Source organism: Deltaproteobacteria bacterium (assembly GCA_016219225.1).
Lineage (GTDB): Bacteria > Desulfobacterota > RBG-13-43-22 > RBG-13-43-22 > RBG-13-43-22 > RBG-13-43-22.
In genome coordinates, this window is sequence record JACRBX010000010.1 from 20817 (window position 1) to 32646 (window position 11830).

Genomic DNA, 11830 nt, shown 5'->3' on the forward strand with positions numbered 1-11830 from the left:
ATTAAAATCTTTCCCTCCCGTCGAAATATCATCAGAGAGGAATTGAAAGGACAAAATGGGCTATATTCACATTTTTACAAAGTTGGCAAGTATGACGAGTTTGTAATAAAGTGGAACTTTCACATTGTCGTCATCCCCGTGAAGACGGGAATCCAGCCCCGCCAAAGGCGGGATTAAGTGGTTACATATGACCTGGATTCCCGCCTGCGCGGGAATGACGAGTTTTTACATAGGCATCAAGTATGATAAATTGTAAAAGGTCCACCCAATATGACCAGATGGAAAAATTCTTCAGGCCTTAAAAAACTTCTCTGCCTCTTTCTTGGAACCGAAAAAATTTCCACCTATAACGGCTAAATCATTACTGTCTATTCCAAGTTCCAGAAGGAGGGCATCATGCTCTCCAGTCCACAAACCGTCATCTTCAATCCGGGGATCGAACATACGGGACAGGGCCTCGGCCAGGGAAATGATCGAGACCGAATCCCTGAATTCCAGTGTTTTTGAAGGGCAGTGATGAAATCGGATTGAGGCGATAATCTCCGAGGGCAATCCGGCCGCTTCCGCCCACCAGGCCCCGGCCTCGGCATGAGTACAGCCGAAAAGATCCGTTTCTATTTCCAGCATGTCATCTGTTGTTACGATTTTGTAAAATTTCTGATGATCGATTGAATAAAAAATAATCCTTCCTATGTCATGGAGCAACCCGGCCAGCAGACACTCTTCGGGGGAGGTCATCGTTATCCGGTCCGCCATGACCGAGGAGATCAGTCCAACCTCATAGGAATGAAACCACAGATTATTCATATTAAACGATCCCGGACAAGGGATGACTTCCAGTACACCCATCCCGGCCACTAAGCCCTTAATCTGTTTAAAACCCAGGAGCATAATCGCCTGCCGGATGTCCCGGACCTGACCTGAATGGCCGCAATGCCTGGAATTTGCCTCCCGGAGGACCCGTTCGGCCGTGACCTGGTCATAGGTGATCAAATCTTCCAACTCTTTAAGGGAAGGGTCTTCCTTTTCAACAAATGACCGGATCTTTCCGAACATGGAAGGAATGGTGGAAAGTCCGTCCATATCTTTCAAAAACTTTTTAACATCGGTTGCATCCATGGAATTCTTTCCTTAAAAAGCTTCTTATTTTCATAATAAGCTCTCATGCCCCTGATGGCACCCCGAAGCATGAAAAAGGATTCAAGGGGTCCAGGGGCCAAGGATTCAAGTGAAAGGCTTGGAATTTAAAACCCCTGCGGTTCCCCGGTGGGGAACCTTTTCTATAGCTCGACGAATCGGCTCCCAAAAGGGAGCCTCTTCGGAAGCTCGGCGGAGCCGAGCGGGCCGAGCGGCTGAACCCTCGAATCCTGGAATCCTTAGGGGAAGGACAGGGTTCAAGGTCTTACACTTGAAACTTGCATCTTGCAACTTTCAACTTTGATGAACTCGTAAAAACTCGTCATTCCCGCGCAGGCGGGAATCCAGACCATAAGTAACTATTGAAAACCATTGGATTCCCGTTTCCACGGGAATGACGAAATGCTGCTTTCGGCGACTTCTTACGAACTCACCATTATTACTATTATCGGAATTTTCTTTGGAAAGCTTTAGAGGACGAACCTTTCGCAGTGGGTTATTGAAGGTTACTCCCTTCCTATGGCCCTTTCAACCTTATAGCGGGCAATGATATGGTTATATAAGGCCTGGTGATAATCGGTCTCGGACTGGACAGTGGAGGTCCGGGCGTCGGTTACCTCTAACATGGCCCCAACTCCGGCCTTATAGCGACCCATGGCCAGCTCCAGATTTTCTTTGGCCCTTCGAAGGGACTCCCGGGCCACCTCAATCTGTTTCTCGGCCAGGACTTGATTGAGGTACTGGCTTTGGAGGTTGCTGACTACTTGCAGTTTTTGGGTTCCTTCATTGGCCCTGGCCTGGCTTAAGGCTGCCCGGTATTCAGCTAATTTCTCTTTGGTTTGAAACCCGGAAAAGATAGGAATGTTTAATTGCAGTCCCAGGTTCCAGGTTTCGTCATTGGAATAATTTGACCCGTTATTCCATCCATATTTGGCCGTACCGGTCAGGGTGGGCCAAAATTCCCTTTGAACCCCTTGTTCCTGGACCTGCCAATAAGAAATTACAGCCCTCAACCGGTTTAATACCGGGTCCTTATCCAGGGCTTCTTTTTTTAAGTCCTCCAGGTTCCAGTTTACCGGCCCTGTTTCCAGATCATCCTTCAAGATGGCCCCCGGGAGTTGGGTCAGGCCCATGGCCGCCGCCAGGGCAACCCAGGCCTGCCGGACATCGTTTTCGGCCTGGAGCAAGGCCTTCTGGGCTGTTATGACCGTTACCTCAGCTTGAGTCACATCTATCTTGGCTTTCAAGCCCACCTGATAAAACCCCTGGGCCTGTTTCAAGTGCTCCTGGGTCCTGTCCAAATCTTCCTTACGGACTTCCACGACCCGCTGGGCCAGCAAAACCCCATAATAGGATTGCCGAATGCTATCGATCACCGAAAGCCGGACATCTTTCAAGGTCCATTGATAGGTTTTCAGATCTTCCCTGGAGGCAATAACCTTATATTCCCGGCGGCCGAAATCATAAATATTTTGAGACAGGCCGAAATAATAGGTCGTTAGATCATTAGGACCGGTATTCAACCCACTAAGACTGCTTCCAGTGGTTATCGAGGTGCTGGTTTTATAATGACTGTAATCCGTCTCGGCAAACAGGTTGGGATAATAGGAGGACTGGTTTTGCTTCACCCGGGCCTCCGCCCCTTCGATGGCATTCAAGGCCCCTTGGATAGCCGGATTCCTTTTCAGCCCCAGGTCCAGGCAGGTTTTCAGATCCCATTCCTCGGCCCATAGCGGGTTGCTCATAATAAATCCCAACAGGACAATCGAAAATAACCACAGGTAATTTTTTTTCATTCTCTTCCTCTGCTCATGATATGGGGGTCGGAAATCAGGGTTCAGGGTTCAGGGGTCGGGGTTTGGAATTTTTTAATTCCGAAATCCGAATTCCGCAATCCGCAATCCAAAATCGTCTTATCTTCTCCTTACCGTTTCCCCTTCAGAGACCTTAAAATCCTTAAAATCCTGCTCCCCGACCCAGGGATGAACGATGGTATTGCCTTGAATTTTTATCTTTGGAGGGATAGACGCCCCTTTACCGATTAAAGTTAAACCTTCTTTTAACTGTTCCGGAAAATTCCGGTTCGCCAGGTTGCCTTTTCCGACCACCCGGGCCTTTTCCCCGACCCGGACCTTTTTATCGGCAATGACCCGATCCAGGTAAGCCCCGGCCCCGATCTGACCCTCGTGCATGATGATGGAATTTAATACTTGGGCACCCTTCCCCACCCTGACTCCGGGGGACAGGATCGACCCCTCCACCCGGCCTTCAATGATCGTATCGGCCGAGAGAAATGACCGGGTCACCCGGGCCCCTTTCTGGATAACCACCGGGGGACGGTCCCCCTTCAAGCCTTCTTCTTCCAGGTTGGTTTGAACACCCCAGGCTTCCGGATTCAGACCGGAACCGGGATTTAATAAGTCCATGTGGGCCTCGAAATAAAAGGCCAGTGTTCCCACGTCCCGCCAATACCCGGAGAAGGGATAGGCAAAAATGCGGTCCCTGCCCACGGCCGCCGGGATGAGGTGCTGCCCGAAATCCGTATAGGCCGGGTTCTGCAAGGCTTTTAATAAATAAGGGACCCGGAAGACATAGATACCCAGGGAGGCCAGGGTTCCCTTCGGATTCTTCGGTTTTTCTTCCCAGCCCACGATCCGTCCCTGCCCCGCCACTTCAGCGATTCCGAAATGCACGGACTGTTCTCTGGGTACCTCCATCATGGCCACGGTCAGGTCGGCCTGATTCCGTTTATGGAAGGCTATCATGGGGGCATAATCCATGTAATAGATATGATCCCCCGAAACGATCAGGATCTCCTCCGGGTCATAGCGGGTCAGATAATCCATGTTTTGTCTCAAAGCATCGGCCGTCCCTTTATACCAGTCCGAATCCTTTTCACCGGTATGGGGAGGCAGAATTTTGATCCCCCGGTTCCGGCCTTCGAAATCCCAGGCCTTTCCCGAACCGATATGGCCCATCAAAGAAAGGGGTTTGTATTGGGTCAGGACCCCAACCCTTTCCAGGCCCGAATTCATAATATTGCTCATGGTGAAATCGATAATCCGATAATTTCCGCCGAATGGGACGGCCGGCTTGGCCCGGGCTTCGACCAGGACGTTCAACCGGCTGCCGACGCCACCGGCTAAAAGCATAACCAGGGTGTTAATCACGACAGGGTTACTCCTGAGGGAATCTCCTTCGATGCGAAGAAGCTCTCTTCTAAATAGGGATAAAGCAGACAATTGGCCCCGATACGAATCCCCGGAGGTAGATGCGTATTTCTACCAATAACCGTCAGCCCGGAGGACAAAAGATGCGGAAAGGCCTGATTGGGTATGGTCTTGGCCCCCTTTCCGATTCGGGCCTTTTCACCAATCCGAACCCTTTTATCGGCAATCACCTTATTGACTGTGGCCCCTGATTCCACGAGGGTATCGAAAAAAAGGATCGAATCCTCAACCACAGCCCCTGATTCCACCTGGACCCCGGGAAACAAGACGCTCCTTTTGACCGTACCCTCCACCCGGCAGCCATGAGTCAACAAAACCTGATCCAGGCGGGCTTGTGGGCCCACCTGGGCCGGTTGTCTTTCCCGTATTCGTTCATGTTCCAGATTGGTCCGGATTTGCCACTCTTTGAGATTGATTTTTGAATTGGTCCCGAATAGATCCATATGGGTCTGCCAGTATTCATCCAGGGTCCGGGTATAGCCCCAATAGCCGGAAAAAACATACCCGAAAACCCGACATTGATGAACCAGGGAAGGCAGGATATCCCGGCCGAATTCGATCCCTTCGGTGTGGGGATGGGTGCGTTTCAACAGGTCAAGCAGAATCTGGGTTTTAAAAAGATAGATGGTTAAAGAAGCCCATTGGGAGGGGGGTTGGGATGGTTTTTCAAAGTAAGCGGTCAGACGTCCACCCGCCTGGCCTTTTTTTTCTTTCATAACCCCTATGCCGAATCGATGGGCTTTATCCTTGGGGACCTTGATAAATCCCAGGGTGACATCGGCTTTCTGTTCCTGGTGAAATTGGACTAATCCCCGGTAATCCATCCGGTAGATGTGGTCTCCGGAGAGGATCATGACCAGGTCCGGATTATTTTCAGCGATGAATTCCAGGTTATGGGCCACGGCATCGGCCGTCCCGTTATACCAGTCGGAATCTTTCCGGCCCGTGGAGGGGGGGAGCAAGGTCACCCCGCGATGACGGCCGGTCATGTCCCAGGGGGCGCCGTTTCCGATGTGGGTGATCAGGGAGGCCGATCGATATTGCGAGAGGATACCCACCCGGCCGATCCGGGCATGCATCAGATTGCTCAAGGCAAAATCAATGACCCGGAAATTGCCGGCAAAAGGCAGAGCGGATTTTGGCCGGTCAAAGGTCAGGACACTCAATTCATCCACCCGCCCGCCGGCTAAGATAAAGGCCAGGATATGGGCCATACCAACAACCTCCTGTTTAAGCACTACTTAATTTGTAACCAAATAACATCCAGTATGTCAATTATTAGTTTTTAACGGTTTGATCTTCTTGACTTATTAAGTGATCCTCTCTATCATGGAATCTCCCTATTCAACCCGGAAAAAGGAGACTTATGGCTATCGATCCCTTTAAAAACGATTGGGTCCTGATGGATTGTATCAATTTAGCCTTTTGAAAAAGCGTCGGCAATCTCTCCGTCATTCCCGTGAAAACGGGAATCCAGTATTTTTAACTGGTTATGTGTGGCCTGGATTCCCGCCTGCGCGGGAATGACGAGTTTTTACGAGACCATCACCTATAGATAATTTTGAAGAATGACGGTTCCACGTGTTCAAGATACTTGATATCTTTAAAAAGAATAAAGTCACCCCGCGGGTTACGGCCCAGAAGGGGTTTCTGCTGCACAAATACGATCACTTCAAGGCCGTCCTGAACGAAAACAACAAGGCCCTGGACCTCATCGCCGATCTGGAACATTTGTTTTATGAAGACCATCCCTTTACCTTGAATTATGTCCAGGACCGAACCGGAAGGCTGGTCGAGGTGACCTGCCGCATTGCCGAGGACCTCAATGCCCTGTCCCAGGCCAACTATCCGGAACTTTTTGAAGCCGTCGAAAAGGTAGGTCTGGGCATTCAGCAAGGGCTGGAACGAAAAAAAACCCTGACCCAAACCCCCCTGGTCCTGCCTTTGAAAGATATCACCCAGGAACAGCTTTCCGAAGTCGGAGGCAAGGCCGCCAATCTGGGAGAAATCTTAAACCGGGTTAAACTCCCGGTTCCCCCGGGTTTTGCCGTCACGGCCTATGCCTGCCAGTATTTTCTGGAATTCAACCGATTTCCGGAAAAGATCGAAAAAAAGTTGAAGGACCTCGATGTGAACGACACGGAAAAACTCATGGCCGTGAGCCGGGAAATCCGCGATCTGATTATGACGGGGCAACTCCCTCCCGATTTGGAAACCGCCCTGATCGAAGCAGTCGGAGAACTGAAAAAAGATATCGGCCAACCTCTGCGTCTGGCCGTCCGGAGCAGCGCTACCAGCGAAGATTCGGAGGCCAGCTTTGCCGGTCAGCATTCGACCGTCCTAAACGTCACCGGAGAAACCCTCCTTCAGGCCTATAAGGAGGTAGTGGCCAGCACCTTTAATCCCAGGGCCATTTTTTATCGAAGGAGCAAAGGGTTTCTGGAACAGGACGTCATCATGAGTGTAGCTTGTATCCTCATGGTCGATGCCCTGGCCAGCGGGGTTCTGTATACAGTGGACCCCAATGACCCCGATCACCAGGTCATCATGATCAGTGCCCTCTGGGGACTCGGCGTCAGCCTGGTCGACGGCTCTGGAAATGCCGACTTCTATCAGGTGAATAAAGAAAATCGAAAGATCGAGAGCGAAGAGGTAGCCCGGAAAGAAGTCCTCGTTTCTTCTGACCCGGTTCAAGGCCTCAAGCAAACGCCCGTGGCCCATGTTTTTAAGGATAAGCCTTGCCTGACCTTTTCCCAGATTCAGTTGCTGGTCCGTTACGCCTTAAAACTGGAAGAGCACTACCAAACCCCCCTGGATATCGAATGGGCCATTGATCATAAAACCCAACTCTTTATCCTCCAGGCCCGTCCTTTACGGTTTACCCGGTCTTCTGCCCTGCCCCCCACACCGGAGGCCGAAGTAAGTGCTGAAACTTTTCCCATCCTGCTTAAAGGGGGGGCTTCAGCGGCCAACGGGGTGGCGGCCGGCAAAGCCTACGTCCTTAAATCGGATCACAACCTGCTCAATATTCCCGAAGGTTCGATATTGGTCGCCCCTCAAACCTCCCCGCGTTATGTACCGATTATCGGCCGGGTCAGGGCCATCATTACTGATGTGGGCAGCGTGACCGGTCATATGGCCTCGGTAGCCAGGGAATTTCAAATTCCCACCCTGGTGGGGACGGACAATGCGACGGCGGTTATCCCTCACGGCCAGGAAATCACGGTGGATGCCACAAACGGAGTGGTCTACCAGGGCAGGATTGAAAGATTACTCCGGACGGGAAAGCCCCTCAATCCCATGAAAGGGAGCCCGACCTACAAGGCCATGGAAGCGATCCTGCCCATGATCGCCCCCTTGCATCTGATCGATCCCAAGCATGAAAATTTCAACCCCCAATCCTGCGAGACCATCCATGATATTATCCGCTTTGCCCACGAAATGGCCATGCAGGAAATGTTTCAGATCGGCGAAACCATTGAGGATGGCAAAAATGTAGCCGTCCGTTTCCGTTCCCCTTTGCCGCTGAATATTTATATCGTCGATCTGGGCGGGGGGATCAGTCCCGGACCGGAACGAAAAGAAGTCCGGCCGGAGGAGGTCCTCTCCGGCCCCTTTAAGGCCCTGTTTCAGGGCATGACCCATGAAGGGGTGAAATGGCTGGGGCAGGACAACATCAGTTGGAGCGGTTTGGGCTCCGTATTGCTGGAAAGCATTCTGCATGATCCGACGATGGACGGGGCTATGGGCGGTCCCAGTTATGTCCTCATTTCCGAGAAATATATGAACTTCAATTCCCGCCTGGGTTATCATTTCGCCACCCTGGATACCTTTTGCGGCCCCAATATCAATGACAATTATATCACCTTTTATTTCAAAGGAGGGGCGGCCGATATCGATCGCCGGACCAGAAGGGCCATGCTGATCGGTTCGGTCTTGAAAAAAATGGGTTTCAAGGTGGAACAAAGAGGGGATATGATCAAAGGGGAATTAAAAAAACATAATTCTTATATTATCCAGGAAAAACTGGATCTCATAGGCCGGCTTATGGGTTCGGTCCGCCTTCTGGATATGCTTCTGGATCAGGACAACCGGATCGAATGGTACCGGAATGAATTTTTTAAAGGCAATTACACTTTTCAGAGGAATCAAACGAATCCTTCTGATTCCATTAAAAAGGAGGGCGTTAGTGAAGAGTTATCGTAAGGAATTATGGTTTAACATCCCATCCCGCAGGGCCTTTGTTAATATTACCCCTCAAATTGAAGAATGTCTCAGGGAAAGCTTGATTAAAGAAGGACTGGCTTTGGTCAACGCCATGCACATTACGGCCTCGGTCTTTATCAATGACGATGAATCGGGCCTGCACCAGGATTATGAGCGCTGGCTGGAAAAGCTGGCCCCCCATGACCCGGTTTCCCAGTACCGCCATAATGTGGGGGAAGACAATGCCGATGCCCATCTCAAACGGCAGATCATGGGACGGGAGGTGGTGGTGGCCGTCACTCAGGATCGACTGGACCTCGGCCCCTGGGAACAAATCTTTTACGGGGAATTTGACGGCCGAAGGAAAAAACGGGTTCTGGTAAAAATTATCGGGGAATAAGGAATTTTTATGTCCAAACAATGGAAATGCACTGTCTGCGGTTATATTCATGAAGGGCATTCCCCGCCCGAGACCTGCCCGGTCTGCGGGGCCTTCAAATATCAATTTATCCTTCATGCCCCCCTGCCGGAGGAATTGGAAAAGCGGCTCAAAGAAGCCTTTGGAGGGGAATCCAAGGCTTATATCCGTAACCTGGCCTTTGCCCGAAAGGCCGAAAAAGACGGCTATCCCCAGATCGCCCGGCTCTTCCGGGCCGTGGCCGAGTCCGAAAAGGTCCATGCCGACGAATACCTCAATTATCTCGAAGGGGTCGTCGGCAAAACGGAAGACAACCTGAAGACCGCCTTTGAAAACGAGCTCCGGGCTAAAAACGATTTCTACCCGGTTTTTATTAAGGAGGCCTTTGACCTCAAGCGGGAGGACGTGGCCTGGAGTTTCATCCGTTCCCGGGATGTGGAAGAACGGCATGCCAAGTTGTATAAAGAGGCCCTGACCGCCCTGCTGGCCGACAAAGAAATAGAGTACCACGTCTGCCAGGTCTGCGGTTATGTTTTTGAGGAAGACCTGCCGGAGCGATGTCCGGTTTGCGGGGCCGGAAAAAAAAATTCAAATAGGGGCATGAGGGTATAATAAGAAGTGAAGCTATGCGGGCCTTAATCGGAGCGGAAGATTGTCCGGTCAAACCGGGGGCACTATTGTCCGAGTTGGTGGAAGTGTACGAAAAGAAGTTGTCCAATGATCCGATGATCAAGGCCATGAAGGAAAATACAGGCAAGAGCCATCTGATTTACATCGTCAACGGGGTGGTCATCCACCCCGACCGCTTCGGCGAAACTTATCTCAAAGACGGCGACGATGTGCGCATCCTTCATCCTTACTTTGGAGGCTGAGGACACCGTTACAATTTCGGATTTCGGATTTCGGAATTTGGGAAAACCCACTTCCATATAGGCTCAATAGGGGCGGATTTTGAACCCGCCCTTACAGTTTATTTTCATGCTTCGTGTCGCCCCCTGATCCCAGATCCCCGCTTCCCACGGCTACCGGTGCAAATTTGAAGCGGCAATGACCCCGATATTGGCCTTCACCAGGGCCTGGGCCGTGAGGTTCACCGAATCATGCTTGTCCAAATAATTACGCAGCATCAACGGCATCAACCCCCGGGCTTCAATATCCGTTTTGGGAAGAAAGTAATCCAGGATATCGGAAGGGTGCTCCCGATTTTCCTCCACGGCGATCTCCCCCCCCTCATGTTTGGCCGAGATATTGGGGACCATTCCGGCCAGCGCGACCAGCTCATCCCGCCGATTATAAGGCTGACGGACGATTGATTTCCAGGTCTCGGTAATATGATGCTCGAAGCGCACCTTATCTTCCAGGCCCAGGGCTTTTCGAAGATGGTCGGCCTGAATAATGGTTTGATTATTGACGGAATTGGAAAGATTAAAGCCGATCAGGCTGGTTGATCCATCCGGCCGGGAGAAAAGCCTGGCGGCCATCAAGGTCCAAAGAACTGCAAAAGGGTTATCATTTCCCATAAAAACGGATATCTTAAACTCGATATCGATCCCCATCTTATAGAGGAGATAGCCGGCCAGGACGGTTCCGGGATTGATATTGAGCACCTGACGGACCCCGTAACGGGTATAAAAATAGAGAAATTCGTCCACCCATTTGTAAGGATAGTCATTGGGCTGCCCCACGCCGCCGAAATAGCCGGTAATCGTTTCCGGTCCACCCAGGTGGATATTGCTGCCGTCGGTCCCTTTGGTATCCAAAGTTTCAACGTAAGTGGCACCGATAAGGGACATGGCCAGGGCTGTGGCCAGCGTGTCGCCCTGATCCCCTTCCTGCTCCTTCATGTTCCGGACCCGGATAAAGCGGCCGGGCAGGAGCTCTTTCTTTTCTATAGCCTGCCTGGCCTCATCGATCAGCCAGGGAAAATATTGCAAGGCACTGATTTCCAGGGTTACGGCATTTTTGGTGTTGATCCGGTTTTCTTCAATGCCCAAAGATCGATAGTAATCGACCAGGGAGACAAAGGCCCCGGATTCCCGCTTTTCAGCCAGCCAGTCCAGATCGGCCAAATAGGGAGATCCCATCTCCTTAAGACGGGCCTTCAGGTTTTCCGGCTTCCTGGCCTCTTCCGCCTGGGCATTAATGGTTTCGGGTCCGCCGTACCGCTCCACTATTTCCAACAATGGATTGATTGTTTCATTTTCCGGATCGGTGAGGAGCCGGTTGACTTCTCCCAACCGATCCGCATTAATGGCTAACATTTCTCTCATATCAGACATGATCTTCTCCCTTTGAATTCTTATAATAATTTAGCCCTTTGAAAAATTTGAAACTTCTACCTGAAAATTCAGACTTCCTCGCTCGTCATTCCCGTGAAAACGGGAATCCAGGTGTTATGCTGAGACGAAAAGAACCTGGATTCCCGTTTTCACGGGAATGACGGAGAGGCTATCGACGTTTTTTTTAAAACGCTAAACTGATACGAATTCTTAAACTGTTTTTTTAATCGTTATCGCCGCTCCTGAATTTTTCATACTCTCCCTCGATCATTCGATAACAGTGCTCTTCCTCCGGGAAGCGGCCGGTTCGGACATCGTCACAATAATCCTTCATGGCCTGAATGATCAGCTCCGCCACATTACAATATCTCTTGACAAACTTGGGCGTGAAGGCCTGGAATTGACCGATGAGATCGCTGACGATCAATAACTGGCCGTCACAGTCCGGACCGGCCCCAATGGAAAGAACCGGTATGGCCAGCTTTTTGCTGATGGCGGCGGTGACTTCCGGAGGTACGGCTTCCACCAATAGCATCTTGGCCCCGGCCTTTTCCACCGCC

At 51.0% G+C, this 11830-nt stretch carries 10 protein-coding genes; 4 read left to right on the forward strand and 6 right to left on the reverse strand.

Annotated elements, in window-relative coordinates; genetic code table 11:
* Positions 1–291: 291 nt before the first annotated feature.
* From HY879_00640 to HY879_00655, 4 genes are all read right to left on the reverse strand, one after another.
* Positions 292–1119: an HDOD domain-containing protein gene (locus HY879_00640; protein ID MBI5601841.1), complete on the reverse strand. Its 828-nt coding sequence runs from the start codon at positions 1117–1119 to the stop codon at positions 292–294.
* 524 nt (positions 1120–1643) lie between these two features.
* The gene (locus HY879_00645) at positions 1644–2933 is read right to left on the reverse strand and encodes a TolC family protein (protein MBI5601842.1); all 1290 of its coding nucleotides are present in this window, start codon (positions 2931–2933) and stop codon (positions 1644–1646) included.
* A 117-nt stretch (positions 2934–3050) separates the two neighbouring features.
* A complete protein-coding gene (locus HY879_00650; protein MBI5601843.1) occupies positions 3051–4289 on the reverse strand; it encodes a glucose-1-phosphate adenylyltransferase in 1239 nt (412 codons plus the stop codon).
* Positions 4290–4303: 14 nt separating this feature from the next.
* Positions 4304–5581 (reverse strand): glucose-1-phosphate adenylyltransferase, encoded by a 1278-nt coding sequence (locus HY879_00655; protein MBI5601844.1) that lies wholly within the window; start codon positions 5579–5581, stop codon positions 4304–4306.
* Positions 5582–5948: 367 nt separating this feature from the next.
* On the opposite strand from HY879_00655, the gene HY879_00660 reads away from it, so the two are divergent.
* Genes HY879_00660 through HY879_00675 form a run of 4 tightly spaced genes read left to right on the forward strand, consistent with a single transcriptional unit; the run spans position 5949 to position 9863 of the window.
* The gene (locus HY879_00660) at positions 5949–8573 is read left to right on the forward strand and encodes a pyruvate, phosphate dikinase (GenBank protein MBI5601845.1); all 2625 of its coding nucleotides are present in this window, start codon (positions 5949–5951) and stop codon (positions 8571–8573) included.
* Positions 8557–8973 carry a YjbQ family protein gene (locus HY879_00665; protein ID MBI5601846.1) on the forward strand — a complete coding sequence of 139 codons (417 nt, stop codon included), beginning with the start codon at positions 8557–8559 and terminating at the stop codon, positions 8971–8973. The genes HY879_00660 and HY879_00665 overlap by 17 nt, the downstream gene beginning before the upstream one ends.
* 9 nt (positions 8974–8982) lie before the next feature.
* Positions 8983–9603, forward strand: coding sequence for a rubrerythrin family protein (locus HY879_00670; protein ID MBI5601847.1), 621 nt, complete (start codon positions 8983–8985; stop codon positions 9601–9603).
* A gap of 14 nt (positions 9604–9617) precedes the next feature.
* Positions 9618–9863, forward strand: coding sequence for a MoaD/ThiS family protein (locus HY879_00675; protein ID MBI5601848.1), 246 nt, complete (start codon positions 9618–9620; stop codon positions 9861–9863).
* Positions 9864–10013: 150 nt separating this feature from the next.
* On the opposite strand, the gene HY879_00680 is transcribed toward HY879_00675, so the two are convergent.
* Both HY879_00680 and HY879_00685 read right to left on the reverse strand, forming a co-directional pair.
* Positions 10014–11261, reverse strand: coding sequence for a hypothetical protein (locus HY879_00680; GenBank protein ID MBI5601849.1), 1248 nt, complete (start codon positions 11259–11261; stop codon positions 10014–10016).
* Positions 11262–11493: 232 nt separating this feature from the next.
* Positions 11494–11830: 3-methyl-2-oxobutanoate hydroxymethyltransferase (locus tag HY879_00685; protein ID MBI5601850.1), on the reverse strand; the 337-nt coding region annotated here is incomplete at its 5' end.

Bases quoted from the DNA above. Each gene is read 5' to 3' on its own strand.
- HY879_00640 (MBI5601841.1), bottom strand. From the start codon at position 1,119: ATGGATGCAACCGATGTTAAAAAGTTTTTGAAAGATATGGACGGACTT.
- HY879_00645 (MBI5601842.1), bottom strand. From the start codon at position 2,933: ATGAAAAAAAATTACCTGTGGTTATTTTCGATTGTCCTGTTGGGATTT.
- HY879_00650 (MBI5601843.1), bottom strand. From the start codon at position 4,289: ATGCTTTTAGCCGGTGGCGTCGGCAGCCGGTTGAACGTCCTGGTCGAA.
- HY879_00655 (MBI5601844.1), bottom strand. From the start codon at position 5,581: ATGGCCCATATCCTGGCCTTTATCTTAGCCGGCGGGCGGGTGGATGAA.
- HY879_00670 (MBI5601847.1), top strand. From the start codon at position 8,983: ATGTCCAAACAATGGAAATGCACTGTCTGCGGTTATATTCATGAAGGG.
- HY879_00675 (MBI5601848.1), top strand. From the start codon at position 9,618: ATGCGGGCCTTAATCGGAGCGGAAGATTGTCCGGTCAAACCGGGGGCA.
- HY879_00680 (MBI5601849.1), bottom strand. From the start codon at position 11,261: ATGAGAGAAATGTTAGCCATTAATGCGGATCGGTTGGGAGAAGTCAAC.